Source organism: Burkholderia sp. Bp8986, from assembly GCF_003854225.1.
GTDB lineage: Bacteria > Pseudomonadota > Gammaproteobacteria > Burkholderiales > Burkholderiaceae > Burkholderia.
This window is the reverse complement of sequence record NZ_QTQM01000021.1, coordinates 87,884-112,201: the sequence shown is the minus strand read 5'-3', so window position 1 is coordinate 112,201 and position 24,318 is coordinate 87,884. Positions and strand designations below refer to the sequence as shown.

Sequence of the window (24,318 nt, the reverse complement as noted above, 5' to 3'; positions counted from 1 at the left end):
GCTGCACGGACGTTGCGCGATGTCGTGCCACGTCCGCACGCAGCGGCATAGAATCGTGACATGACCCTTGAACGATGGCGGAGGCACCTACGATGACGACCGACAACCGGCCCGACGACGGCGAGCAGAAGAAGCTCGAGAACCTGGAAGCGGCGGTCGACCACCTGCACAAGTCGATCGAGTCGCAGAGCATCGCGGCTGGCGCGGCGAAGGGCATCCTGTTCAGCCTGATCGAAACGCTCGGCGCGCTGATCGGCGATCCCGACCTGCCCGAACATGCGCGCTCCGGGTACGAGGCGCTGCGCGACAAGGCGAGCGAATTGCGCCGCGGGCTCGACCGGCATTGACGAAGCGGCCGCCGGCGTCGGCCGCCTGGCCCGCGCCGGCGCTGCCCAATCCTGCACGGCGCGCACAAAACCCCGTGCGCTCAATGAGTTAGCCGGCTGGTGCGCAGGATATCCACAAGCTTGCCAACACAATCTGTGGAGAACCGGCCGGCCCCCGACCGGCCGCGCAAGCGGCGCCGCGAGGCCGCACACGATGACGCGTCATTGACCTGTCTGGCCCGATCTACTGAATCCCCTTTTGTATCAGGATGTTACGCGTCACATTGGTGGAATATCCACAGGCTTGCCAACAAAATCTGTGGATAAGTCTGACGTGATTGCTTCCTGATGGTTGACGATCCGGCGCGCGGCAGCCGCGGCGTCGAAGCCTTTGCGCACGGGCTGCCCGCTGCGTGCGTCGGCGTGATAATTCGTGCGCGATCAACGGGTTAGACCTCGGGTACCCAGGATATCCACATCCTTGCCAACACAATCTGTGGACAAGCCGGGCCGCATCATTCGAGCGGCGCGGTATCGGCCGCTTCCGCGACGATCCAGTCGCGAAACAGCGTCATCGCCGGCGAGAGCGGCTTCGACTTCAGCGACGTGAGCCAGTAGCCGCCCGCGCGCACGTCGATGTCGAACGGCCGCGCGAGCAGGCCGAGCTGCAGTTCGCGCGCGAACATGCAGGCTGGCGCGAGAGCGATGCCGGCGCCCTGCATCGCGGCCTCGACCATCAGTCGAGACGAATCGAACACGGGCCCGTTCACCGCCCACGGTTCGAGCGGCGCGGCATCGAACCAGCCGAGCCATTCGTCGGTGCGGTACGAGCGCAGCAGCGTTTCGTTCGCGAGATCGGCCGGCCGCGCGAGGCGCCGCGCGATCTCCGGCGCGCACAGCGCGGTGAGCGGGGCGTCGAGCAGCCGCTCGTTGCGCGTCGCCGGCCAGTTGCCTTCCCCGAAGCGGATCGCGAAATCGAGACCCTCGGCCGCGAGGTCGACGACGTTGTTGTGGGTCCGCAGCCGCAGCTCGACGAACGGGTGCGTGTCGCCGAAGCGCTTCAGCCGTGGCATTAGCCAGCCTATGGCAAAGGTGCCGACCGCGCCGAGCGTCAGCACTTCGTGGAAGCGCCCGCCGTCGAACTGCTTGAGCACGGTTTCGATCCGGCTGAATGCGTCGCTGAGCACCGGCAACAGCGCGCGCCCTTCGTCGGTGAGCCCGAGGCCGCGCGGCAACCGGGTGAACAGCGCACAGCCGAGCCGCTCCTCGAGCGAGCGCACCTGTTGGCTCACGGCCGCCTGGGTCACGCTCAGCTCGAGGCCGGCGCGCGTGAAGTTCAGGTGGCGCGCCGACGATTCGAACGCGCGCAACGCATTGAGCGGAAGGTGAGGGCGGAGCTTCGTCATAAGAATTTCTTTTGTCAGCGCTCAATTATCGTTGCTTGTCAGGCAACCGTAAAGTCACGATAGTGCTGTCTCGCCGGCCGGCCGTTCTGCATCCATTCCACCACGAGAGACACCCCATGACCTACTCATCGCAACGTCGAACCCTGCTGCTGGCCGCCGCGACGGCGCCGCTCGTCCTGACCGTCAGCGCGTGCGCGTCGCCGCCGGCTGCCGGGCAGGACGTTTCGTCCGCGACGTCGTTTGCCGCGCTCGAGCGCGCGGCGGGCGGCCGCCTCGGCGTGTGCGCGATCGACACCGCGGGCGGCCGGCGCGTGCAGCATCGCGCGGACGAGCGCTTCCCGTTCTGCAGCACGTTCAAGGCGATGCTGAGTGCGGCGGTGCTCGCGCAGAGCGTCGAGCGCCCGGGGCTGCTGCAGCAGCGCGTGGCCGTTGCGCAGTCCGATCTCGTGAACTACTCGCCGGTGTCGGGCAAGCATGTCGGCACCGGGATGACCGTCGCCGAGTTGTGCGAGGCGGCGATCCAGTACAGCGACAACTCGGCCGCGAACCTGGCGATGAAGCTGATCGGCGGGCCGGCGGCGGTGACCGCGTTTGCACGTTCGATCGGCGACGACACGTTCCGGCTCGATCGCTGGGAGACCGAACTGAACACCGCGTTGCCGGGCGACCCGCGCGACACCACGACGCCGGCCGCGATGGCTGCGAGCCTGCGCGTGCTCACGCTCGGCGACGCGCTGCCGCCCGCGCAGCGTGCGCAGCTCGTCGCCTGGCTGCGCGGCAACAAGGTCGGCGACAAGCGGATTCGCGCGGGCGTGCCGGCCGGGTGGCAGGTGGCCGACAAGACCGGCACCGGCGACTACGGGACGACGAACGACGCGGGCGTGATCTGGCCGCCGTCGCGCGCACCGATCGTGCTCGCCGTGTATTACACGCAGACGCGTGCCGATGCGAAGGCGAAGGACGACGTGATCGCGGCCGCCGCGCGTATCGCGGTCGCGACGTTCGCGTGAGCGGGCGGCGCGGCGTGCGTTCATCGATGAATGCACGGAACGATGAAGCGATGTGTCGATGAATGCACGCCGTGCCGCAGTCGTGACCGGCATGTCGAAACGTTGTGCGATCAACGACTTAGATGACGCATGCTCAGGATATCCACATCCTTGCCAACAAAAATTGTGGACAAGCGCACGCGCGGCTGCGTTCATCGCGCAGCGGGCGCGGCGCCGGCGTGCGTGAGGCTTGCCTGCCCGGTTCGAAGCGGCACGGACAAAACCTTTCGGATCAAGCGCTTGTGCGTGGTATGCGCAGGCTATCCACACGCTTGCCAACAAAATCTGTGGACAAGCGGCGTGGCGCGCGCGACATGCGGTCCGTCGCGTCGCGTGACGATGCGTGAACGGCACATCGCGTGGCCGCGTGCCCGATTCGAAGCGGCGCGGACAAAGTCTTACGGATCAAGCGCTTGATCGCGGTATGCGCAGGCTATCCACATGCTTGCCAACACAATCTGTGGACAAGCCCGCCCGATGTTCAGCCGTGCCGATCGTCGACCGAGGGCCAGCGCGCGAACGCGAACACCCACAACATGATGAAGTTCAGGACCGGGACGAACATCGTCAGGATCCACCAGCCTGAATGCCCGGTACGCCGAACGATGCGGACATACGGATAGACGACGATCGCGACGAGCACGAGCGAGACGATCAACTGCCCTGCGGTGAAGTGTTCCATGGTCTTCCTCGGAATGATGTGTCGTTGTCCGATGCGGGCGCAACGGCCGGCACCGTGGTGCCGCTGCGTGAAGTCTCGCGATGCGTGGCGCGTGCGGCTCGTGTGATCGTGACGCGTGGCAGGTGCGGGCGTCAAACGGCGGGCAGGGTGCCGCTGTTGCGCCGGATCGTCCGTCTGCGCGCGCGGGCGAACCGCGTGCTGCCGCAACGGTGACGTGGCGCATGAATCATTGGCCGATCAACGGGTTAGCCGATGCGTGCGCAGGATATCCACAAGCTTGCCAACAAAATCTGTGGGTAAGTGCTTCGACGATCGCATCGCACATCATTGGGGCATCGACGTGGCATCGTGATGCGAAGTGCGGCGAACCGGCGCGTGTGACGGCCCGGCGCGCGCCGCGTCTGCATCACGCGTGCCAAAGTCCGTCGGATCAACGGCTTAGCGTTGCGGTGCGCAGGATATCCACAAGCTTGCCAACATTTTCTGTGGAGAAGTCCGCGTGGCGATTGCGCGGCGCGGCACATCGTGCAAACCGCCTCGTCTGTCGGATCCGCCGTGAAGATGTTGAGGAGCACGACGGGTTGCGCGTCGACGCCGAACTGTTGCCGGATCGGGAAGTTCGGGTCCATCGATTTGAAATGTGGCATTGGGCGCCCCTGCAAGTAGTGCGGCGACGACTCGGAGGGAAGGGATCGGTACGCGATGTCGCGTCGAGGCGAGCGCCTGCTCGACGCGGGTTGGCGCATTCGCTGCGCACGAGCGCCAAACCCTTTCGGATCAATGGTTTGCTGCCGTTAGCGGCCGGTTGTCCACAAGCTTGCCAACACAATCTGTGGAAAAGCCGCCCGTCGGGCGTGTGTCAGGCCGGCGCCGGAAAGCGCACCGTCACGGTCAGCCCGCGCCCGCCTTGCGTCGTGCCGAGCGCGACGGTTGCGCGATGCTGTTCGGCGATCCGCTTGACGATCGACAGCCCGAGCCCGCTGCCCGACGACGTGACCGCCTGCGCGCCTTCGCCGCGATAGAAGCGTTCCCACACGTCCGTGCGCTCGGCTTCCGGAATGCCGGGGCCGTCGTCGGCGACTTCGAGCACGGGCGTCGCGCCGTCGAGACGCGCGGACACGTCGACGCGCGCGCCGACGCCCGCGTAGCGGATCGCGTTGTCGACGAGGTTGTTCAGCAGCACGCGCAACGTGTCGATGTTGCCGGCGGCCATCACCGGCGACGACACGATCGCGCCGAGGTCGATGCGGTGCGCATCCGCGACGCGCGTGCGATCGGCGACCACCGAGCGGCACAGCGCGGCGAGATCGACGGGCGCGGAGGTCGCGGCGGACGCCTGCGCGTCGGGTTCGAGGCGCGCGAGCGTCAGCAATTGTTCGGCGAGGTGGCCGAGGCGTGTCGTGCCCGCATGGATCTGCGCGAGGATCTGCTCGCGTTCGTCGGCCGTCGACGCGCGCCGCAGCAATTGCGACTGGATCGACAGCCCCATGATCGGCGTGCGCAATTCGTGCGCGGCATCGGCGATGAAGTGCCGCTGCAGCGTGAACGAACGGTCGAGCCGCGCGAGCAGGTCGTTGATCGCTTCGGCGAGCGGGCGGACTTCGTTCGGCATCGACGCGACGTCGACCGGCTCGAGATTGTTCGCATTCCTGCGCTTCAGGCCGGCCGCGATCGTGCGCAGCGGCCGCAGCCCCGCGCCGATGCCGAACCACAGCCCGATCGCGAGCACCGGCAGCATCGAGAACACCGGCCACAGCAGGTGCACCGCGATGCCCGCGATCGCTTCCCAGCGCGCGTGGCGCGCCTGCGCGAGCCGGATCGTCGTGCCGCCGCGTTCGGTCACGTAGGTGCGCCACGGCTGGCCGCCGACGTCGACGCTGCCGATGCCTGTCTGCGCGGGCGGCGGCAGCGCGGACTTGCGATCGGTCGAATACACCAGCGTGCCGTTGCGCCAGACCTGCAGCAGCACGGCGTCGGGGTCGCCTGCCTCGAATTCGTGCTTGCCGTCGCGATGGTTGCGGAACGACAGTTCGCCGTTCGGGCCGACGACGATCTGCTTCGACATGCTGCGCATCTGGTCGTCGAGGAGATCGTCGAGTTCGCGCAGCGCGCCCCAGTAGGTGCCCGCGCTTGCGACCAGCCCGATCACGCACGCGGCCGGCAGCAGCCACGTCAACAGGCGCCGCCGCAGCGATGCGCTGCGCCAGCGCGCGATCGCGTGTTGCAGACGCATCATGCGGCGTCACCGATCCGGTAGCCGACGCCGCGCACCGTGCGGATCATGTCGTGGCCGAGTTTCTTGCGCAGGTTGTGGATGTGTACCTGCACCGCGTTGCTCTCGATTTCCTCGCCCCAGCTGTACAGCCGTTCCTCGAACTGTTCGCGCGAGATCACGGCGCCGGGGTCGCGCATCAGTTCGTGCAGCAGCACGAACTCCTTCGGCGACAGCGTGACTTCTTCGTCGTTGAGCCAGACCAGGTGCTTGACCGGATCGAGCCGCAGCGGGCCGATCGCGAGCGTCGTCTGCGCGCGCCCTGCGTGGCGGCGGTTGACCGCACGAATGCGGGCGAGCAGTTCCTCGAGCACGAACGGCTTGACGAGGTAGTCGTCGGCACCGCTGTCGAGGCCGGCGATGCGGTCCGGCACGCCGTCGCGCGCGGTGATGATGATCGCCGGCAGGGTTTCGTCGCGGCGGCGCAGCGACGCGAGCACCGACAGGCCGTCGCGGTTCGGCAGCCCGAGGTCGAGCAGCAGCAGGCCGTAGCCGGTCGAGCGCAGCGCGAGCGTCGCGGCGTCGCCGTCCTTGACCCAGTCGACCGCGAAGCCTTCCTGTTTGAGGCCCTGTTCGAGCCCGCTGCCGATCAGCGGATCGTCCTCGACGAGCAGTACGCGCATGGATTCGTGTCTGTTGGCGGGCGGGGCGCCCGGGGTTCCCATGATAAGCGCAGGTGTCTTAGGCCGAGCTTAAACACGGGCGCCTGCGTGCGTTCGCGCACCGGAACGTTGCGACGGCATGCCGCGGCGCACGGTCTTCAGCTTTGCTTAATCTTACGGTCCGTAATCTGAGTGCGTCGCGTTCAACGGAGCGCGACGCACTCGAAAAAATGGAGGAACGAGATCATGAAACACCTGACGAGAATCCTGGCGGTCGCGCTTGCGGTGCTGCCCGCCGCCGTCTACGCGCAATACACGGGGCCGTCCGCGCTGACCACGACGACCGTGAAGGAACTGCTCGCGAACGGCAAGGACGACCAGCACGTGCAGTTGCAGGGGCGCATCGTCAAGCATGCCGGCGGCGAGGACTACGAGTTCGCCGATGCGACGGGCACGATCCGCGTCGAGATCGACCACAAGCTGTGGGCGGCCGGCCAGCCTGTCAGCGACAAGAACGAAGTGAAGCTGACCGGCGAGTTCGAGCGCAAGTGGTCGGGCAAGGTGAAGGTCGACGCCGATCACGTGGAAGTGCTGCGCTGAGCGGTGCACCGGTGTGCACGGGGCCGGTGATACCATGGACGACCGGTTCCCGTTCTCACCAAGATGGCTGCCAATTTCGATGAACTCGCGTCCCGGATCCGGGCGCAATTTTCCGAACTGAGCCCGCAATTCCAGGCGGGCGCTGCATTTCTGCTCGATCATCCCGACGAGGTCGCCACCTCGTCGATGCGCAAGGTCGCGCAGCGCGCGCAGGTTCAACCCGCATCGCTCGTGCGGCTCGCGCAGCAATTCGGTTTCCCCGGCTGGAACGAGCTGCGCGACCTGTGCGTCGCGCGCGTGCGCACGCGTCCCGAGCCGCTCACGCAGCGTGCGCGTTCGCTCGTGCGGCCCGACGCGAAGGCGTCGCTCGCGCACGACCTGCTCGCCGCACAGCAGCACAATCTTGCCGCCACCGCCGCACAGAACGGGCACGCGCTCGCGGACGCCGCGAAGCTGATCCGCAAGGCGTCGCACGTGCATGTCGCGGGGTTCCGGTCGTGCTATCCGGTGGCGTTCGGTTTCGTGTACGGCTACCGGCTGTTCCGGCCGACCGTGTCGTTGCTCAACGGTGTCGCCGGCTCGCTCGAGATGGAGTTGCGCACGATCGCGAAGCAGAGCGTGACCGTGATCATCAGTTTCGCGCCGTATTCGGCGGAAGCGACGCGCGTCGCGCAGGCGGCGAAGGCGCAGGGCAGCAGGATCGTCGCGATCACCGACAGCGCGGTGTCGCCGATCGCGCTGCATGCGGACGCGCAGCTGATCTTCACGCACGACAGCCCGTCGTTCTTTCCGTCGCTGGTCGCCGCGCATGCGATGGCCGAGGCGCTGGTCGCGCAGTTGCTGGCGCTCGAAGGCAGCGATGCGATCACGGCGCTCGAGCGCACGGAAGCGGAACTGCATGCGAAGGGCGCGTATGTCGTGTAGCCGCACGCGCGGCTTCCACTGTCTTCCGCTCACGTTTTCTCCTTGATCCGACGTAACCGATGACGTTCACCTACGACGTGACCGACGTCGGCGACGTGAACGTCCGCAAGCAGATCGCGGCGCCGCTCGTCCGGTTCAACGAAAGCCGGGCCGGCCCGGCCGACTTCCGGCCGCACACCGCGCCGCGCGCCGGGCCCTGACATCCGCATCGATATTTCATCGCGACCTGAACCGTCGCGGTACCGCGCGCGCGTATGCTGACGTCTCCATTCCGAGGAGACGTCAATGTCCGATTCCAACGTGCAGTTCCGCCAGGCCGAAACCTTCCGCGCGCTGCACACGCGCCCCGGCGCCTTCATCATCCCGAACCCGTGGGATGCCGGGTCCGCCCGGCTGCTCGCGATGGCCGGCTTCGAATCGCTCGCCACCACGAGCGCCGGTTTCGCGTTTTCGAGAGGGCGGCCCGACAACGCGATCGGCCGTGACGAAATGCTCGCCCACATCTCGGAGATCGTCGCGGCGGGCGGCCTGCCGGTCAGCGCCGATCTCGAGAACGGCTTCGGCGACGCGCCCGACACGGTCGCCGAGACGATCCGCCTGGCGGCCGGCGCCGGCGCGGTGGGCGGCTCGATCGAGGATGCGACCGGCCGCGCCGATGCACCGATCTATCCGTACGACGCGGCGGTCGAGCGCATCGCGGCGGCGGTCGACGCGGCGCGCGCGCTGCCGTTTCCGTTCACGCTGACCGCGCGTTGCGAAAACTACCTGCACGGCCGCCACGACCTCGCCGACACGATCGCGCGGCTGGTCGCGTACCGCGACGCGGGCGCCGACGTGCTGTACGCACCGGGCGTGACCGATCCCGACGAGATCGCGGCGCTCACGCGCGCGGTCGGCGCGCCGGTCAACGTCGTGATGGGGCTGCAGGGCGGGTTGCTGAGCCTCGAGGCGCTCGCGGCGCTCGGCGTGAAGCGCGTCAGCGTCGGCGGCGCGCTGGCGCGGGCCGCATTCGGCGCGTTCCTGCGCGCTGCGACGGAAATGGCGCGCGACGGCACGTTCACGTTCACGCAGGCGGCGGTGCCGGGCCGCGACCTCAATCGCTGGTTTTCGGCGCCGGACAATTCGCCCGTTCAGTTCGAACAATAAGGGCCGGTGAAACGTGGGAACGTTTCCAACCGAAAGCTGATTGACGGTAATCAATCGAAACTGCTGCCGATTTGAAGTTCGATGACGGCGCGAAAACCATCGATTATTCTCCGTATTCCGGCGGTGCGACCGGAACCGGCACGCAAGCCGCGCCGGTTCTGGCGTCAGCCGCCCGCCACGCGAACCGGTGCCGCATATTGTTGCGATTTTCCGGTCGCCGTTTTTTTCGTATTCGGGAGTTGCCGGTTATTTATCGGATTGGTAATCTCCCGCATATCCGAATGACCTGCCAGCGGGCCGCCGGAAAATGAATATATAAAAAATCGAGAGAGCGATGACAATCCGAGAAAATCACCGCAGTGGCGTTCGCGTCGGCGATGTCGTGACGCTGAAAACCGGCGGGCCGCGCATGACCGTCACCTACGCGGGGCCGGTCGTGTTCGACGATGCCGACTGGCTGATCTGCCAGTGGTTCGACGACAGCGGCCACTTCCGGCAGGAAATGTTTCATCACGAAACGGTAGTGCCCGAACCGCGCGCGATTTCCGCCGGGCGCGTCCGCGTGCGCATGCAGGGGCACCGCTACCGGTCGGCAGCCTGACGACGCGCCCGTCGCGGCACCGCGCCGCTTGCCGGCCGCAGGTTGCCGCATCGCCGTGGCCCGCCGTGCCGGCATGCCGACGACATCCACGACATTTCACGTCAACCCGAAACATGCGGCGGCCCGGCGCGCCGATACTGCACGCATGAACCCGACCCATCCGATTGCCGCGGTCACGCACCGCGATCCCTACCCGTATTACGCGACGCTCGTCGACGGGCCGCCGCTTGCGTTCGACGCCTCGCTCGGCCTGTGGGTCGCGAGCCGGGCGGCGAGCGTGACGGCCGTGCTCGGCCACCCGGCGTGCCGCGTCAGGCCGCTCGATGCGCCGGTACCGCCCGCGTTGCGCGGGTCGATGGCGGGTGCGCTGTTCGGCGAACTGGTGCGCATGAACGACGGCGCATTGCGGCACGACGTGCCGAAGCAGGCGCTGCGCGCGGCGTTCGCGCCGATCGATGCGAACGCGTTGCGCGAACGGGCCGCCCAACTCGCCGGCAGCCGGCTGCGCGCGCCGTATGACGCCGATGCATTGAACGCGTGGTGCCTGACGGTGCCCGTTTGCGCGGTCGCCGATCTGCTCGGCTTCGACAGCGCGCAACTCGACGATGTCGCCGCGCTGGTCGTCGACTTCGTCGCCGCGCTGTCGCCGCTGTCGGACGACGCCGCGCTGGCCCGCGCGAGCGAAGCCGCGCGGCAACTGCTCGACCGCATGACGGAACGCGTCGCGCGCACGCATGCGCAGGATGGTTCACTCGTCGCCGCGGTTCAGCAGGCGGCCGGCGCCGCGGGCTGGCACGCGAGCGGCGCGCTGGTCGCGAACCTCGTCGGGTTGCTGTCGCAGACGTGCGAGGCGACGGCCGCGTGGCTCGGCAACGTGCTGGTCGCATGGGATGGCACGGACGGCGAACGCGCGATGCCGGATACGGCCGCCCTCGACGCATTCGTCGCCGAGGTCGGCCGATTCGATGCGCCGGTGCAGAACACGCGCCGCTTCGTCGCGTCGCGCACGACGATCGACGGCGTGACCGTCGATGCCGGTGCGGCCATCCTGGTCGTGCTTGCGGCGGCGAACCGCGATCCGGCCGTGCATCGCGAGCCGCACCGACTGCTGCCGGGCCGCGCGCCGGGGCCGAACTTCGGGTTCGGCACGGGGCCGCACGGCTGTCCGGGCGAGCGGATCGCGCGGGCGGTCACGGCGGGGGCGTTCGGGGCGTGGTTGCGCGCGGGCGGTGACGCGCCGCGCGACAGGCTGGTGTGGGACTACCGGGCCTCGACCAATGTCAGGATGCCGAAGTTCGGCACGGCGAGGTAAGCGGAAAGGCGGGACTGCCTAGCGGCAACCTTGCTTCTCGGCCCATTGTTGCTGGGCGGCGACGCGGCGTTGCACGCGTTCGACGAGACCGGTCGAGAAGGTCCGCATGCTGATGCCGCGGCGCTTCGCGAGGATGGTTTGTGCGACGTCGGTCTGCGGGTTCGGCTGGCATGCCCAGTACAGCGTCATCAGCCAGCCGATGCCCGTCCACGCGAACAGCGCGTTGAACATCGCGATCATCAGCTTGTCGTGCCGGCTGCGCCGATCGGCGACGATGGCCGGAAGAAAATAGAGCGCGATCGCTGCGACCGAACCGGCCACCTGAATCAGGACTGTGTGTTCCATGTTGCTGCTCCGTCCGAACTGCAATGAGGCTGATTGTCGCGCTTTTTCCGTTCGTGTGCCGGCAATTGATTGTTGCGTTTTCAATAACGATCAGCGCATGGCGACGCCCTCAGGCTGCACTTCGTTGCTCAACGCGAAACCTTCGTCGAGCCAGCCCGTGACGCCGCCGATCATCAGCTTCACCGGGCGGCCGAGGCGCGCGAGCCGGATCGCCGCGCGCGCGGCGCCGTTGCAGTGCGGGCCCGCGCAGTAGACGACGAACAGCGTGTCGGCCGGATGGTCGGCGAGCTTGCCGGCGACGATCTTGCGGTGCGGCAGGTTGCGCGCGCCGGGCACGTGGCCGGCGGCGAACTGCTCCGGACCCCGGACGTCGAGCAGCACGAAATCCGGCGCGCCGGACGCAAGCGCATCGTGGACGTCCCAGCAATCGGTCTCGAAACGCAGCGATGCTTCGAAGTGCGCGAGGGCGGTGGCGCTGTCGGCGGCGGGGACGTCGGTGACGTATGACATGAAAGGCGCTCCTGAAGGACGGCGCGGAATGCGCCGGAATGAAGGGCAGTATCGCGGTTCGGCGGCCGTCGCGGCAGTGGCGCGATCGACAAGTTCCGGTAACATCGCGCCATGCACAATCATCTCGTCGTCGCGCTCGCCTACGATCGCCTCTGCACCTTCGAGTTCGGCTGCGTGGTCGAACTGTTCGCGCTCGAACGCCCGGAACTCGGCGTCGACTGGTATCGCTTCGCGGTCTGCGCGAGCGAGCCCGGGCCCGTGCGCGCGGCGGGCGGCATCACGGTCGCCGCGCCGTGCCGGCTCGCGATGCTCGATCGCGCGGACACCATCGTGATTCCCGGCTGGCGCGATCCGGACGAGCTGCCGCCGGAGCCGCTGCTGAAGAAGCTGCGTGCCGCGCATCGCCGCGGCGCGCGGCTCTGTTCGATCTGCTCGGGCGTGTTCGTGCTCGCGGCGGCCGGCGTGCTCGACGGGCTCACCGTGACCACGCACTGGCGCTACGCCGAGCGCCTGCAGGCGCGCTATCCGGCGCTGCGCGTGAATCCCGACGCGCTGTACGTCGACGAAGGGCAGATCGTCACGTCGGCCGGCTCGGCGGCGGGGCTCGACATGCTGCTGCATCTCGTGCGCCGCGATCACGGCGGTGCGATCGCGAACCGCGTCGCGCAGCGCCTCGTGCTGCCGCCACATCGCGACGGCGGCCAGGCGCAGTTCGTGCCGCGCCCGGTCGCGCCGGGCGGCAGCGACCGGCTCGCTAAGCTGATCGACTGGATGCGCGCGCACGCGGCCGAGCCGCACACGCTCGCGTCGCTGGCCGCGCAGGCCGCGATGAGCACGCGCACGCTGCAGCGGCAGTTCGCGGATGCAACCGGGATGTCGCCGCTCGCGTGGCTGATCCGCGAGCGCGTGAACGTCGCGAAGGACATGCTCGAAGCGCATCCCGGGCTGTCGCTCGCGCAGATTGCCGCGCGCGCGGGGTTCGGTTCCGAGGAGTCGTTGCGCCGGCATTTCCGGCGCGTCGCGGCGACGAGCCCGGCTGCGTACCGGCGCGGGATGGATCGCGGTGTGAGGTCCACGGACGCGTGAGTGGTGCGTCTTTCCGCGCCGCGGCGGAACGAGTCCGTCGTTTGCTTCTTGTCGACTTCGAGCACGCGTAAGATGGCGATCGCCGTGCGGCGACCGTAGATGCGGCGCCGCCATTCCCGCTCGCAACGACAACGACAAGGACAATCATCATGGGCCTGCTGGGCAAGCTGTTCGGAAAGAAAACGCGTGACGAAGCGGCAGCGCCCGCGCGTTCCGCGCACGACGCAGGCGGAGCGTCGGAAGCAACGGAAGGATCCGACGATACGAACGAACAAGGCGGCCCCGACATCGCGCCGGAACTCGCGCCCGCGCTGAGGGCATTCCAGGCCGGCCGGCACGAGGCCGCGATCGCGGCCGCCGCGCCGCACGCGGAGCGGCTGGCCGATGCGGCGCGCCTCTGCGCGCTTTCATACTCGGCGATGAAGCGTTACCGGGAAGCGTTTCCGTACTGGCTCGCGCTGTTCGACCATGAGCCGAGCGCGCACAACGCGGTGCAGCTCGCGACGACGTCGGTGATGTGCGACGAAGTGGAGCGCGGCGAAGCGTGGATGCAGAAGGCCGCCGAGGTCAATCACGACACGCACGAGCAGTCCGACGTCGCGGCGCGCGTGAACTTCATTTCGGCGCTGATGCAAGGCGGCCACCTGCGCGAGGCGCTGCCGCATCTCGCCTGGGTGCGCGACGTGTACGGCCACGTGCGGATCACCGATTCGACCTTCCTCTACATGCGCGGCATTCCGTTCTTTTCGTCGTTCCTCGAGAACAGTCTCGAGATCCTGAAGGCCACGCAGCCGGCCGACGCGATCGCGCCGTGGTACGGGGAACTGAAGGGCAAGCTCGACGAAGAAGGCGAAGCGCAGCTTGCCGCGTGGGTTAATCAGTTGCCGGCATGACCGGCCGGTTCATCGCGCGTCGCGACGCCTGCCGCATCCTGCCGGCGCGGCGTCGCGGCGCGCATGCTCAGCGCGTGTTGGTATTGCGGGTATCGCGCGCGGTTTGCTTGATGCACGCGATCCGGTACACGCCGTCCTCGACTTCGACGCCATGCGTGTCGTGCGTGAAGCCGGGGAAGCGCAGGTCGTACTGCTCGAGCGCCTTCAGGTAACCGAGCAGCGGGCCGTCGGCCGGCCCCGCGTTCTCGCCGGGCATCAGCAGCGGAATGCCGGGCGGATAGGGCACCACGCCCGTCGCGACGGTGCGGCCCGCCATCTCGGCGAGTTCCAGCATCTCGATGTCGTTGTGCACGAGATGCTCGTACGCCTCGGCCGGGCTGAAGTCGGGCTGCGGCAGCGTCGAGAAGCCGCGCGACATCATCTCGGTCGTCTTCAGGTCGCTCATCGCGCTGAACATCAGGTCGCACAGATCGCGCAGGCCGAGCGTGCCGTAGCGGTCCGGATAGCGCGCGACGAGTTCCGGGAGCGCCTGCTCGAGCGGCGCGTTCGCATCGTAGTCGCGCTTGAAGTCGAGCAGCGTGTTGACGAGTGTGCCCCACTTGCCCTTCGTCACGCCGAGCGAGAACAGGAACAGGATCGTGAAGTCGGTCGTCTTCTCGACGACGATCCCGTGCCGGTCCAGGTACGCGGTGACGACCGACGCCGGAATGCCGACCGGCATCAGCCCACCATGCGGCGCGACGCCCGGCGTGACGATCGACACCTTGATCGGATCGAGCATGCAGTAATCGTCCTCGATCTCGCCGAAGCCGTGCCATTTTTCGCCCGGATGCAGCACCCAGCATGACGGATCGGTGGCGAGCAGCGTTTCGTCCGCTTCATGGAAGCGCACGCGCCGGCCCGTCTTGCGATCGACCACGGTGTCCGGCTGCCAGCCGTTGAAGAACCAGTCGTCGTTCTCCTCGCATTCCGCATGCAGCCGCGCGAGCATCCGGCGGAACGACACGGCCTCGCGGATCGCGTCGGTGGTCAGCGCTTCGCCGCCGGGGCCGTCCATCATCGCGGCGCTCACGTCGTTCGACGCGATGATCGCGTAGTTCGGCGACGTCGATGCATGCATCATGTACGCCTCGTTGAAGCGCGCGTGCTCGATCGGGTTGCGGCCGTTGCGGACATGGATGAACGACGCCTGCGACAGCGCGGCGAGCAGCTTGTGCGTCGACTGTGTCGCGAACACGGTCGGCTTGCTCGCGTCGTGTTGCGACGGATCGCCGTGCATCGCGTGGCGATCGCGGTAGATCGGGTTGAAGCGCGCGTAGCCGTACCATGCCTCGTCGAAATGCAACCGGTCGACGCTCTGGCCGAGCAGTTCCTCGATGCGCGTGACGTTGTAGCAGAGGCCGTCGTACGTCGAGTTCGTGATCAGCGCATGCACGGGCGTCGGGTCGATGCCGTCGCGGCCGCGCACGAGCGGGTTCGCGTCGATCGCGAGACGCACGGCGGCGGCCGTGAGCCGTTCCGGCATGATCGGCCCAATGATCCCGTAATGGTTGCGCGACGGAATCAGGTAGGTCGGAATCGCGCCCGACATCGTCATCGCATGCTCGGCCGACTTGTGGCAGTTGCGATCGCACAGCGCGACCTGGTTGCGCGTGACGCTCGCCATCAGGATCACGCGGTTCGACATCGACGAGCCGTTCGTCACGTGATACGTGCGGTGCGCACCGAACACGCGCGCCGCGTAGCGTTCGCTTTCGCCGATCGGGCCCGAGTGGTCGAGCAGCGAGCCGAGTTCGCCGACCGAGATCGACAGGTCCGAGCGGAACAGCGCTTCGCCGAAGAATTCGAAGTACGCGCGGCCGACCGGCGATTTCAGGAACGCGGTGCCGCCCGTGTGGCCCGGCGTGTGCCACGAGTATTCGTACACGCGCGAGAACTGCGCGAGCGCGCGGAACATCGGCGGCAGCACGGTTTCGCGGTAGCGTTCGATCGCGGCGACGATCCGCCCGCCGATGAACGCGGTCGTGTCCTCCAGCATCCAGATGAAGTCGTCGGCCTTGCGCATCGCGTCGACGGGAATCGCCGCCGCGCTCGCGCGGCTCGCGAGCAGGAACACCGGCACCGTCGCATTGCGCGCACGCATCGCGTCGAGCACGGCCTGCGCGGGCGCATGCACGGGATCGTTGCCGAGCTCCCAGTTGAGCAGCAGGCACTGGATCGCGGGATCGGCGTCGACCACCGCGCGTGCGTCTTCGGCTGAGGTCGCGATCACGACGTCGACGAGCCGCGTGCGCAATTCTTCGACGAGCGCGGTGGCCGCGCGTCCGGTGGCCGTGCGTTCGTCGATGTCGTGCTGCACGAGCAGCGCCTTCATGCCGAGGCGGCGGAACGCCGGTTGGGTCAAGGAAGCGGTCATGGGTCATTCCCCCGTTTGTTGAGTTGCCGGGATGCCTGCTGCGGCGGCCGGCGAGCGTGCGTGAAGGCGGGCGGCCTCGTGTTGGCCGACGGAGATCCAGAAGGCCGCGACGAGCGCGACGATGGTCACGCCGAGCGCGAGGTAGCGCACCCAGCGCGGCGAGCGGCCGCCCGGATGGACATGGGTTTCCTCGATTTCGCGCTGGCGGTTGATCGACAGCTCGTAGAACACGATCGTCGCGATTACGAAGATCAGCGACCAGCGCGTCTGCTGGCCGTCGGAGCCGACCATCGCCCACAGCGCGTAGACGGCGCCGATCAGGCCGACGATCGTGTAGAAGGTGAACTGGTGCGACGGCATCTTGCCGTAGCCGAGCACCTTGATCGCGATGCACGAGTAGATGTACGGCAACAGCGTCATGATCACGGCGATCGACGCGATCTTGCCGAACTGCTCGCTCGCGCTCGGCGACATCGTCGCGAGCACCTGCACCGACATGATGACCGCGACGATCGCGAGGCCGGCCGACGGCACGTTCTTCGAGTTGACGCGGGCGAACACGCCGGCGAACAGGCCGTCGTCGGCCGCGGCCTTCGCGGTCTGGCCGACCAGCAGCGTCCAGCCCGCGAGCGAGCCGAGGCAGCCGAGCGCCGCGCAGATCGCGACCGCGTTCGCGGCGGTGTCGCCGAGCGCGAGGCGCGCGGCATCCGCGAACGGCGCGCTCGACGCGAGCAGCGCCTTGTTCGGGATCATTCCCATGATCACGGTCGAGCTGAGCACGTAGCAGACGGCCGCGAGCACGACGCCGCCGACGGTCGCGATCGGCACGTTGCGCGACGGGTTCTCGACGACGCCGGCCGACACCGACGCGCTCTCGACGCCGATGAACGCCCACAGCGTGAAGTTCAGCGTCGCGCCGATCGCGCTGAAGCTGCTCGCGCCCGACACGTTCCAGCCGGCGAAGTACACGTCCTTGCTGAACCAGAACCAGCCGAACACGGCCATCCCGAGGATCGGCACGAGCGCGAAGATCGTCGTGACCGACTGCACGCGGCCGACCACGTTCGGCCCGAGGATGTTCGCGTAGGTGAACAGCCAGATCACGAAGATTTGCGCGAGCGCGAACACGAGCGGGTCGTGCAGGACCGGGAAGAAGTGCGTGAGATAGCCGAGGCCGGCGACCGCGAGGCCGACGTTGCCGAGCACGTTCGCGAGCCAGTAGATCAGGTTGGTCTGGTAGCCGATGTACGGGCCGAAGGCCTTGCGCGCATACGCATACGGGCCGCCGGCGGCCGGGTCGATCGCCGCGAGCTTCGCGAACACCAGCGCGAGCGACACGGCGCCGACCACGGTGATCAGCCAGCCGAAGATCGCGATGCCGCCGGTGGCGGCGAGGTTCGCGGGCAGCATGAAGACGCCGGAGCCCATCATGTTGCCCGCGACCATCAGCGTGGCGGGGATGACGCCGATTTTCGGCGCGGCGGTCGCGGCTGGCGCGGCGGCGGAACGGGAGGAGGACGAGCTGGCATCGGACATGCGAGGCTCCTTGAATGGTCGTGATGCGGTTGAGGTGGCGCGGCCCGGCGCCGGTCGACGATTCCGGAATGGATCGTCGTTTTATTGAACGACAGCATCTTATATCTTAATTAGGTTTGAATAAGGGTAAGCGATACAATTTAATATCTTGAATATTGATGTCGATCATTGAAAAGGGTGAAACGCTTTGGTGCGGATGACGGTGGCTGCACCGGGGCGAATGGCCTGTATGGGCCGTCCGGACGGTGGTTCCGGGGTGAAGGTGAGATGCGGGTCAGGTTGAACGGATAATCGATTTTTGCCGAACCGGTTAATTCAATTTGCGGGCTGAGTGAGTCGTCAAACCCTGATTGAATTAGTCGGTTATTATCGAGCGCTCGAAATGCGCTCGCCCGCGCCATTGATTACGTCTACCGAACGGTGATTCCGATGACGATGCTGCCTTCCCGCCTGCCGCTGATCCAGGCTCCGATGGTCGGTTCCCTGAGCCCGCTGACGATTGCGGTCTGCGAGGCGGGCGGGCTCGGCTCGCTCGCATGCGCGGCGCTCGGCCCGCAGCAGTTGCGCGACGAGATCGCGGCGATCCACGCACGCACGCCGGCGCCGTTCAACGTCAACTTCTTCTGTCATGCGCCGCCCGCGCCCGATGCCGAGGTCGACGCGCGCTGGCGCGCGGCGCTGGCCGGCTACTACGCGGAAGCCGGGCTCGATGCGGCCGCCGTGAAGGGCGGCCCCGGTCGGGCGCCGTTCGACGACGCGATGTGCGCGGTCGTCGAGGAACTGCGCCCGGCCGTCGTGAGCTTCCATTTCGGTTTGCCGGACGAAGCACTGCTCGAACGGGTGCGGCGCACGGGCGCGTTGATCGTCTCGTCCGCGACGACCGTCGAGGAAGCGCGCTGGCTCGATGCGCGCGGCGTCGATGCGATCGTCGCGCAGGGCGCCGAGGCGGGCGGGCATCGCGGGATGTTCCTGACCGACGACATCCACGCGCAGCCGGGCCTGTTCGCGCTGCTGCCGCAGATCGTCGATGCGGTGCGCGCGCCGGTGATCGCCGCCGGCGCGATCGCCGATGGCCGCGGCATCGCGGCCGCGTTCGCGCTCGGCGCACGCGCGGTGCAGATCGGCACCGGCTACCTGCTGACGCCGCAAGCCGGCCGCTCGACGCAGCACCGCGCGGCGCTGCGGGCCGCACGCGACGACGGCACGCGCGTGACCAACCTCTACACGGGCCGCCCCGGACGCGGCCTGCTGACGCGCTTCATGCGCGAGCAGGGGCCGATGAGCGCGCTTGCGCCCGCGTTCCCGCTCGCGACGGCGGCAGTCGATCCGCTGCGCGTCGCGTTCGAGCGGCAGGGGCGCGACGATTTCTCGCTGCTGTGGTCGGGCGAGGCCGCGGCACTCGCGCGGGAAGAGGATGCCGGGGTGCTGACCCGGCGGCTGTGGGACGACGCGATCGCGTGCGCGGCGGGGTTGTGCGACGCATTCCCGCAGGCCGTTTGAGCGGGTGCGCGACGCGCTGCGGGAAACGGGCCCGAACGGGCCCCGAATACGGCACGGAAAGCGCCCCGGGGCGGGGGCATCGGCGTATCATCCGGTTTTTCGTCAGCCCTATCCAGGCACCCCACCATGACCTCCGTCGACACTACCCCCGTCCTCGACCATGACAAGCTCGTTACCTTCGTCGAGCGCAAGTGGAACGATGAAATCCTCCACGCACTGACCGACTACATCGCGATTCCCGCGAAGAGCCCCGCCTTCGACCCCGACTGGGCGAAGCGCGGCTATCTCGAACGGGTCGTCACCGATGCCGCGCAGTGGGCCGAACGCCAGCCGGTGAAAGGCCTGAAGCTCGAGATCGTGCGCTTGCCCGGCCGCACGCCGGTGATCTTCTTCGAAACCCCCGCAACCCGCTCGGGCAGCACCGACACGATCCTGCTGTACGGCCACCTCGACAAGCAGCCCGAATTCGACGGCTGGCGCGCGGACCTCGGCCCGTGGACGCCGAAGTTCGAGAACGGCAAGCTGTACGGCCGCGGCGGCGCGGACGACGGCTACGCGATCTACGCGAGCCTCGCCGCGCTCGGCGCGCTCGACGAGCAGGGCGTCGAACGCCCGCGCTGCGTCGGCCTGATCGAGACCTGCGAGGAGTCGGGCAGCTACGACCTGCTGCCGTACGTCGATGCGCTGCGCGACCGGCTCGGCCAGGTGTCGCTCGTCGTGTGCCTCGATTCGGGCGCCGGCAACTACGACCAGATGTGGCTCACGACGTCGCTGCGCGGGCTGGTGTCCGGCGACCTGCAGGTCGAGGTGCTCGAGGAGGGTGTTCACTCGGGCGTGTTCGGCGGCATCGCGCCGTCGAGCTTCCGCGTGATGCGCCAGCTGTTCGAGCGCCTGGAAGACGCGAAGAACGGCAACCTGCTGCCGGGCGTGTTCCATTGCGAGATTCCCGACAGCCGCGTGCGCGAGGCCGACGCGGCCGCCGCGATCCTCGGCGACGCCGTGTGGAAGGGGCTGCCGTGGGCATGCGGCGCGGACGGCAAGCCGGTGCTGCCGACCACCACCGATCCGCGCGAGGCGCTGTTGAACTCGACGTGGCGTCCGTCGCTGTCGGTGACGGGCGCGGCCGGCCTGCCGGCGCTCGCCGACGCGGGCAACGTGCTGCGTCCGCGCACCGCGTTCAAGCTGTCGCTGCGCCTGCCGCCGCTGGTCGATGCCGCTCAGGCCGTGCAGCAGCTGAAGGAACTGCTCGAACTCGATCCGCCGTACAACGCGAAGGTCACGTTCAAGCCGGATGCGGGCGCCGCGACCGGCTGGAGCGCGCCGGATCTCGCGCCGTGGCTCGCGTCGTCGCTCGACGCCGCGTCGCGCCGCCACTTCGGCGCGGACTGCGCGTACATGGGCCTCGGCGGCACGATCCCGCTGATGAACGTGCTGCAGGCCGGCTTCCCGTCCGCGCAGTTCATGGTGTGCGGCGTGCTCGGGCCGAAGTCGAATGCGCACGGCCCGAACGAGTTCCTGCACGTGCCGTACGCGAAGAAGCTGACCGCGGCGGTGGCGGACGTGATCGCGTCCGCGCGCTGAGCGTTCGCGCCGTCTGTCCCGACCCGACCGGATCCAACCCGACCTGACGGAGCCTTGCCGATGACCGCGCTGCCGACCCCCGATACCGACCCGCTGCGCATGCGCGCCGAACCGCTGCACGCGTTCGTCGCGGCACTCTGGGAGCGGGTCGGCAGCAGCGAGCGCGAGGCGCGGCTCGTCGCCGATCACCTGGTCGGCGCGAATCTGGCCGGGCACGATTCGCACGGGATCGGGATGATCCCGAACTACGTCGCGTCGTGGCGGGAAGGGCAGTTGCAGTTGAACGGGCACGCGTCGATCGTCCGCGACGGCGGCGCGGTGCTCACCATCGACGGCGGACGCGGCTTCGGCCAGGTGATCGCATTCGAGGCGATGGTCGAAGGCATCGAGCGCGCGCGACGCATGGGCATCTGCGCGATCGGGCTGCGCGACGTCCATCACCTCGGCCGCATCGGGCACTGGGCCGAGCAGTGCGCGCGCTCGGGGCTCGTGTCGTTCCATTTCGTCAACGTGCCGGGCGACTTGCTCGTCGCGCCGCTGCACGGCACCGATGCGCGCTTCGGCACGAATCCGTTCTGCGCCGCGTATCCGCGCGCGGGGCGGCCGCCGCTGCTGCTCGATTTCGCGACGAGCGCGATCGCTTACGGCAAGACGCGGGTCGCGTACAACCAGGGCAAGCGCGTGCCGGCCGGGTCGCTGATCGATCATCGCGGCCAGCCGACCGACGATCCGGCCGTCATGCACGAGCAGCCGTTCGGCGCGCTGCTGCCGTTCGGGCTGCACAAGGGGTATGCGCTGGCCGCGATGTGCGAGATCTTCGGCGGCGCGCTGGTCGGCGGGCATACGACCTACGGCGACACGCTGCAGAAGACGAGCGCGATCGTCAACGGGATGCTGTCGGTGCTGATCGATCCTGACGCGTTCGATGCGGCCGATGCGCAGCGCGAAGCCGATGCGTTCGTCGAATGGGCGAAGGCGTCGCCGCAGGCGGGCGATGCGCCGGTGCGGATGCCCGGCGAGCCGGAGGAGGCGAGCCGCGCCGCACGCGGCGTGGACGGCATTCCGGTCGATCGCGCGACGTGGCGGCAGATCCGCGAGAGCGCGGCGGCCGTCGGCTTCGACGACGCGGAACTCGACGTGTGGACACGGCGCTGCACGGAGCCCGCATGAGCTGGCAATCGGAGAAGGCGCACGGCGAGGAGATCGCGTACCGGCTCGCGCCGCTCGGCAAGGTAGAGGTCGCGCGGTTCTTCAGCGGCGCCGCGATGCGGCTCGACGGCGTGATGTTCGGCTTCATGTCGCGCGGGTCGCTGTTCCTGCGCGTCGACGACGTGAACCGTCCCGCGTTCGTGGCGGCAGGGATGGGGCCGTTCTCGTATGAGCGCCCTACGCGCACCGTTGCGCTCGAGGGTTATTACGAAACGCCGGCCGACGTGCTGGAGGATGCGGGCGCGCTGTTCGACTGGTGCCGCGGCGCGTATCGGGCGGCGTTGCTGGCGGGGGCGCCGAAGCGCAAGGCGAAGGGGAAGGCGGCGCCGAAGCCGCCTGCGGAGCCGAAGACGGCAGCGGCGTCAACGCCGGCTGAGAAACGGAGTGTGAAGCCGGCTGCGAAAGCGTCCGCGAAACCTTCCGCGAAAGCGGCGCCGAAACCTGTTTCGAAACGGGCCACGAAATCCGTGGCGAAGCGCAAGCAACCGTAGCGCCGGCCGCCCATCGTCGCTGCGCGACGATTTACGTTGTCCTGAGTTTGCGACTCGCGAAGCGTGGGGAGATGCGCCAGATTCCTGCCAACCGCACGGGATGTACGAAAGCATCAACCTTGCCGAACCGTGCGTGCGTCATGCTTCACAACGGCGGCTACGGCGTTTATGATCGGCGCGGATCGCGTCCGCGTCTGGCGCGACCCGCGCCGGCCGTGTCGCCGGCCTCGCGAACGGCGCATCGAAAGCCGCGCGAATGATTCCCCACTCATCGTTCCAGACGGAGACAACCGATGCTCGTCCTGATTCTCGGTTTAGCGATCTTCCTCGGTGTGCATTCGATTCGGATCGTCGCGGACGGCTGGCGATCCGCGACCATCGAGCGGATCGGCGAGAAACGCTGGAAGGGCCCCTATGCGATCGCGTCGATCGTCGGCTTCGTGCTGATCATCTGGGGTTACGGGATCGCGCGCCAGGGCGGGACGCTGTTGTGGGTGTCACCCGTCGGCGTTCGCCATCTCACCGGCATGCTGACCGCGATCGCGTTCGTGCTGATCGCCGCGTCCTACGTGCCGCGCAACCGCATCAAGACGCTCGTCGGCCATCCGATGGTGGCCGGCGTGATGGTATGGGCGATCGCGCACCTGCTCGCGAACGGCACGCTGCACGCGGTCGTGCTGTTCGGCGCATTCTTCGTGTGGTCGCTGGTCGATTTCGTCGTGTGGCGCGCGCGCGATCGCCGCAACGGCGTCCGCTATCCGGCCGGCAGCCTGTCGGGCGATGCCGTGACGATCGTCGCCGGGCTCGTCGTATGGGCCGTCTTCGCTTGGTTCCTGCACGGCCCGCTGATCGGCGTGCGGCCGTTCGGTTGAACGCGCGCGCCTGCAAGCATTGACGAGCGGGGCGCGCAGGCCGCCCGCCGCGCCCGCGAATCCGCCGCGACATCGAGGCGGGCGCATTGCCCGCCATCGCTCGGCGCACGGGGCGCCTGCCGATCGATGGCGAGTTCGTCGCGACCGACGGCATGCGTGCCGTCGGCGCGATCGGGGCGCGCGCGTCAGATCGGCTTGACGAACAGCCCCACGGTCAGCGCGGCGCCGATGCAGACGATCGCGATCCGCAGCACGCGTTCGTTCACGCGGTGCAGCGCCCACGCGCCGAGCAGGCCGCCGACGATCGCGCCGCCGCCGAGCGCGATCGCCGCCTGCCAGTGGAGGTGCGGCGAGGTCAGGAACAGCACGACCGCCGACGCGTTCATCACGCCCGCGAGTGCGTTCTTGGTCGACATCGCGTGACGCGGCGACAGGCCGGCCATCGTCAGCGCGGCCATCATCAGGAAGCCGATGCCGCCGCCGAAGTAGCCGCCGTAGATCGCGATCAGGAACTGCGAGATCGCGGCCGTGACGGGGCCGACATGCTGCGTGCCGGCGCCGGTCTTGCGGAAGAAGCTGCCCCATGCGAACACGACCGTCGCGAACAGCACGAGCCACGGCACGAGGTGCGAGAAGATCGACGACGGGGTTTTCAGCAGCAGCAGGCCGCCGAGCGCGCCGCCGACCACGCTGATCGCGAACAGCGCGCGAAACGACAGCTTGCCCGCGCCGCGCACCATGTTCCGGCTGGCCCAGCCCGTCGTGACCTGGCCGGGAAACAGCGCGACCGTCGACGTGATGTTCGCCGCGAGCGGCGACATTCCCGACACGATCAGCGCGGGCAGCGTGACGAACGAGCCGCCGCCCGCGAGGGCGTTTTGCAGGCCGGCCCACAGGCCGGCGACGATGATGAGGGCTAGCATTGGTGCGGAAGCGAAGAGGTGGCAGGGGGCGCGGGG

At 68.3% G+C, this 24,318-nt stretch carries 24 protein-coding genes and 1 pseudogene; 16 read left to right on the top strand and 9 right to left on the bottom strand.

Annotation, left to right across the window (positions count from 1 at the left end; genetic code table 11):
- Nucleotides 1–92 precede the first annotated feature (92 nt).
- Entirely contained in the window at nt 93–347 is a 255-nt protein-coding gene (locus tag DID99_RS20000) for a hypothetical protein (protein WP_044847902.1), read from the top strand.
- 494 nt (nt 348–841) lie between these two features.
- Here DID99_RS20000 and penR read toward each other — a convergent pair whose 3' ends face one another.
- Nucleotides 842–1,732: a beta-lactamase transcriptional regulator PenR gene (gene penR / locus DID99_RS19995; protein ID WP_124485311.1), complete on the bottom strand. Its 891-nt coding sequence runs from the start codon at nt 1,730–1,732 to the stop codon at nt 842–844.
- A 116-nt stretch (nt 1,733–1,848) separates the two neighbouring features.
- On the opposite strand from penR, the gene blaPEN-bcc reads away from it, so the two are divergent.
- Nucleotides 1,849–2,742 carry a PEN family class A beta-lactamase, Bcc-type gene (gene blaPEN-bcc / locus DID99_RS19990; protein ID WP_124522455.1) on the top strand — a complete coding sequence of 298 codons (894 nt, stop codon included), beginning with the start codon at nt 1,849–1,851 and terminating at the stop codon, nt 2,740–2,742.
- A 520-nt stretch (nt 2,743–3,262) separates the two neighbouring features.
- Here the strand turns inward: blaPEN-bcc and DID99_RS19985 are convergent.
- The 3 genes from DID99_RS19985 to DID99_RS19970 form a co-directional block, all read right to left on the bottom strand.
- On the bottom strand, nt 3,263–3,463 hold the full coding sequence (locus DID99_RS19985) for a membrane protein (RefSeq protein ID WP_044847905.1): 201 nt from the start codon (nt 3,461–3,463) through the stop codon (nt 3,263–3,265).
- Between the two features lie 859 nt (nt 3,464–4,322).
- Nucleotides 4,323–5,699 carry an ATP-binding protein gene (locus tag DID99_RS19975; protein WP_124667373.1) on the bottom strand — a complete coding sequence of 459 codons (1,377 nt, stop codon included), beginning with the start codon at nt 5,697–5,699 and terminating at the stop codon, nt 4,323–4,325.
- Entirely contained in the window at nt 5,696–6,358 is a 663-nt protein-coding gene (locus DID99_RS19970) for a response regulator (protein WP_044847907.1), read from the bottom strand. The genes DID99_RS19975 and DID99_RS19970 overlap by 4 nt, the downstream gene beginning before the upstream one ends.
- A gap of 225 nt (nt 6,359–6,583) precedes the next feature.
- On the opposite strand from DID99_RS19970, the gene DID99_RS19965 reads away from it, so the two are divergent.
- The 7 genes and pseudogenes from DID99_RS19965 (at nt 6,584) to DID99_RS19935 (ending at nt 10,920) form a co-directional block, all read left to right on the top strand.
- Entirely contained in the window at nt 6,584–6,937 is a 354-nt protein-coding gene (locus DID99_RS19965) for a YgiW/YdeI family stress tolerance OB fold protein (protein WP_044847908.1), read from the top strand.
- A gap of 63 nt (nt 6,938–7,000) precedes the next feature.
- A complete protein-coding gene (locus tag DID99_RS19960; protein WP_044847909.1) occupies nt 7,001–7,861 on the top strand; it encodes a MurR/RpiR family transcriptional regulator in 861 nt (286 codons plus the stop codon).
- A 59-nt stretch (nt 7,862–7,920) separates the two neighbouring features.
- A pseudogene (locus DID99_RS19955) lies at nt 7,921–8,034 on the top strand (GNAT family N-acetyltransferase); the annotation flags it as partial.
- 112 nt (nt 8,035–8,146) lie between these two features.
- The gene (locus DID99_RS19950; protein ID WP_124667372.1) at nt 8,147–9,007 is read left to right on the top strand and encodes an oxaloacetate decarboxylase; all 861 of its coding nucleotides are present in this window, start codon (nt 8,147–8,149) and stop codon (nt 9,005–9,007) included.
- Nucleotides 9,008–9,078: 71 nt separating this feature from the next.
- The gene (locus tag DID99_RS19945; RefSeq protein WP_124667371.1) at nt 9,079–9,318 is read left to right on the top strand and encodes a hypothetical protein; all 240 of its coding nucleotides are present in this window, start codon (nt 9,079–9,081) and stop codon (nt 9,316–9,318) included.
- A gap of 23 nt (nt 9,319–9,341) precedes the next feature.
- Nucleotides 9,342–9,608: a YodC family protein gene (locus DID99_RS19940; protein WP_044847912.1), complete on the top strand. Its 267-nt coding sequence runs from the start codon at nt 9,342–9,344 to the stop codon at nt 9,606–9,608.
- Between the two features lie 145 nt (nt 9,609–9,753).
- Entirely contained in the window at nt 9,754–10,920 is a 1,167-nt protein-coding gene (locus tag DID99_RS19935) for a cytochrome P450 (RefSeq protein ID WP_124667370.1), read from the top strand.
- Between the two features lie 18 nt (nt 10,921–10,938).
- Here the strand turns inward: DID99_RS19935 and DID99_RS19930 are convergent, their stop codons facing one another.
- Together DID99_RS19930 and DID99_RS19925 are read right to left on the bottom strand one after the other, a co-directional pair.
- Nucleotides 10,939–11,265 (bottom strand): superinfection immunity protein, encoded by a 327-nt coding sequence (locus DID99_RS19930; protein WP_124667369.1) that lies wholly within the window; start codon nt 11,263–11,265, stop codon nt 10,939–10,941.
- A 90-nt stretch (nt 11,266–11,355) separates the two neighbouring features.
- Nucleotides 11,356–11,775, bottom strand: a complete 420-nt coding sequence (locus DID99_RS19925) for a rhodanese-like domain-containing protein (RefSeq protein ID WP_124667368.1) — start codon at nt 11,773–11,775, stop codon at nt 11,356–11,358.
- Between the two features lie 111 nt (nt 11,776–11,886).
- On the opposite strand from DID99_RS19925, the gene ftrA reads away from it, so the two are divergent.
- A complete protein-coding gene (gene ftrA / locus DID99_RS19920; protein ID WP_124667367.1) occupies nt 11,887–12,861 on the top strand; it encodes a transcriptional regulator FtrA in 975 nt (324 codons plus the stop codon).
- Nucleotides 12,862–13,010: 149 nt separating this feature from the next.
- Nucleotides 13,011–13,754, top strand: a complete 744-nt coding sequence (locus tag DID99_RS19915) for a hypothetical protein (protein WP_124667366.1) — start codon at nt 13,011–13,013, stop codon at nt 13,752–13,754.
- 67 nt (nt 13,755–13,821) lie between these two features.
- On the opposite strand, the gene DID99_RS19910 is transcribed toward DID99_RS19915, so the two are convergent.
- Nucleotides 13,822–16,170 carry an Orn/Lys/Arg decarboxylase N-terminal domain-containing protein gene (locus tag DID99_RS19910; RefSeq protein ID WP_124667365.1) on the bottom strand — a complete coding sequence of 783 codons (2,349 nt, stop codon included), beginning with the start codon at nt 16,168–16,170 and terminating at the stop codon, nt 13,822–13,824.
- A gap of 3 nt (nt 16,171–16,173) precedes the next feature.
- Complete coding sequence (gene adiC / locus DID99_RS19905) at nt 16,174–17,706, bottom strand: arginine/agmatine antiporter (protein WP_044847919.1); 1,533 nt, start codon at nt 17,704–17,706, stop codon at nt 16,174–16,176.
- 429 nt (nt 17,707–18,135) lie between these two features.
- Between adiC and DID99_RS19900 the strand changes: the two genes are divergently transcribed.
- From DID99_RS19900 to DID99_RS19880, 5 genes are all read left to right on the top strand, one after another.
- A complete protein-coding gene (locus DID99_RS19900; protein ID WP_124667364.1) occupies nt 18,136–19,206 on the top strand; it encodes a nitronate monooxygenase family protein in 1,071 nt (356 codons plus the stop codon).
- A gap of 126 nt (nt 19,207–19,332) precedes the next feature.
- Complete coding sequence (locus DID99_RS19895) at nt 19,333–20,787, top strand: M20 family metallopeptidase (protein WP_059506616.1); 1,455 nt, start codon at nt 19,333–19,335, stop codon at nt 20,785–20,787.
- A 60-nt stretch (nt 20,788–20,847) separates the two neighbouring features.
- Nucleotides 20,848–21,957 (top strand): malate/lactate/ureidoglycolate dehydrogenase, encoded by a 1,110-nt coding sequence (locus tag DID99_RS19890; protein ID WP_124522431.1) that lies wholly within the window; start codon nt 20,848–20,850, stop codon nt 21,955–21,957.
- Nucleotides 21,954–22,487 carry a TfoX/Sxy family protein gene (locus DID99_RS38365; protein WP_124667363.1) on the top strand — a complete coding sequence of 178 codons (534 nt, stop codon included), beginning with the start codon at nt 21,954–21,956 and terminating at the stop codon, nt 22,485–22,487. The genes DID99_RS19890 and DID99_RS38365 overlap by 4 nt, the downstream gene beginning before the upstream one ends.
- 293 nt (nt 22,488–22,780) lie before the next feature.
- Nucleotides 22,781–23,359 (top strand): NnrU family protein, encoded by a 579-nt coding sequence (locus DID99_RS19880; protein ID WP_044847924.1) that lies wholly within the window; start codon nt 22,781–22,783, stop codon nt 23,357–23,359.
- Between the two features lie 185 nt (nt 23,360–23,544).
- On the opposite strand, the gene DID99_RS19875 is transcribed toward DID99_RS19880, so the two are convergent.
- Complete coding sequence (locus DID99_RS19875; protein WP_124485404.1) at nt 23,545–24,282, bottom strand: sulfite exporter TauE/SafE family protein; 738 nt, start codon at nt 24,280–24,282, stop codon at nt 23,545–23,547.
- Between the last annotated feature and the right edge of the window lie 36 nt (nt 24,283–24,318).

Coding starts and splice junctions, on each gene's coding strand:
- DID99_RS20000 (WP_044847902.1), top strand. CDS start 93: ATGACGACCGACAACCGGCCCGACGACGGCGAGCAGAAGAAGCTCGAG.
- penR (WP_124485311.1), bottom strand. CDS start 1,732: ATGACGAAGCTCCGCCCTCACCTTCCGCTCAATGCGTTGCGCGCGTTC.
- blaPEN-bcc (WP_124522455.1), top strand. CDS start 1,849: ATGACCTACTCATCGCAACGTCGAACCCTGCTGCTGGCCGCCGCGACG.
- DID99_RS19985 (WP_044847905.1), bottom strand. CDS start 3,463: ATGGAACACTTCACCGCAGGGCAGTTGATCGTCTCGCTCGTGCTCGTC.
- DID99_RS19975 (WP_124667373.1), bottom strand. CDS start 5,699: ATGATGCGTCTGCAACACGCGATCGCGCGCTGGCGCAGCGCATCGCTG.
- DID99_RS19970 (WP_044847907.1), bottom strand. CDS start 6,358: ATGCGCGTACTGCTCGTCGAGGACGATCCGCTGATCGGCAGCGGGCTC.
- DID99_RS19965 (WP_044847908.1), top strand. CDS start 6,584: ATGAAACACCTGACGAGAATCCTGGCGGTCGCGCTTGCGGTGCTGCCC.
- DID99_RS19960 (WP_044847909.1), top strand. CDS start 7,001: ATGGCTGCCAATTTCGATGAACTCGCGTCCCGGATCCGGGCGCAATTT.
- DID99_RS19950 (WP_124667372.1), top strand. CDS start 8,147: ATGTCCGATTCCAACGTGCAGTTCCGCCAGGCCGAAACCTTCCGCGCG.
- DID99_RS19940 (WP_044847912.1), top strand. CDS start 9,342: ATGACAATCCGAGAAAATCACCGCAGTGGCGTTCGCGTCGGCGATGTC.
- DID99_RS19935 (WP_124667370.1), top strand. CDS start 9,754: ATGAACCCGACCCATCCGATTGCCGCGGTCACGCACCGCGATCCCTAC.
- DID99_RS19930 (WP_124667369.1), bottom strand. CDS start 11,265: ATGGAACACACAGTCCTGATTCAGGTGGCCGGTTCGGTCGCAGCGATC.
- DID99_RS19925 (WP_124667368.1), bottom strand. CDS start 11,775: ATGTCATACGTCACCGACGTCCCCGCCGCCGACAGCGCCACCGCCCTC.
- ftrA (WP_124667367.1), top strand. CDS start 11,887: ATGCACAATCATCTCGTCGTCGCGCTCGCCTACGATCGCCTCTGCACC.
- DID99_RS19915 (WP_124667366.1), top strand. CDS start 13,011: ATGGGCCTGCTGGGCAAGCTGTTCGGAAAGAAAACGCGTGACGAAGCG.
- DID99_RS19910 (WP_124667365.1), bottom strand. CDS start 16,170: ATGACCGCTTCCTTGACCCAACCGGCGTTCCGCCGCCTCGGCATGAAG.
- adiC (WP_044847919.1), bottom strand. CDS start 17,706: ATGTCCGATGCCAGCTCGTCCTCCTCCCGTTCCGCCGCCGCGCCAGCC.
- DID99_RS19900 (WP_124667364.1), top strand. CDS start 18,136: ATGACGATGCTGCCTTCCCGCCTGCCGCTGATCCAGGCTCCGATGGTC.
- DID99_RS19895 (WP_059506616.1), top strand. CDS start 19,333: ATGACCTCCGTCGACACTACCCCCGTCCTCGACCATGACAAGCTCGTT.
- DID99_RS19890 (WP_124522431.1), top strand. CDS start 20,848: ATGACCGCGCTGCCGACCCCCGATACCGACCCGCTGCGCATGCGCGCC.
- DID99_RS38365 (WP_124667363.1), top strand. CDS start 21,954: ATGAGCTGGCAATCGGAGAAGGCGCACGGCGAGGAGATCGCGTACCGG.
- DID99_RS19880 (WP_044847924.1), top strand. CDS start 22,781: ATGCTCGTCCTGATTCTCGGTTTAGCGATCTTCCTCGGTGTGCATTCG.
- DID99_RS19875 (WP_124485404.1), bottom strand. CDS start 24,282: ATGCTAGCCCTCATCATCGTCGCCGGCCTGTGGGCCGGCCTGCAAAAC.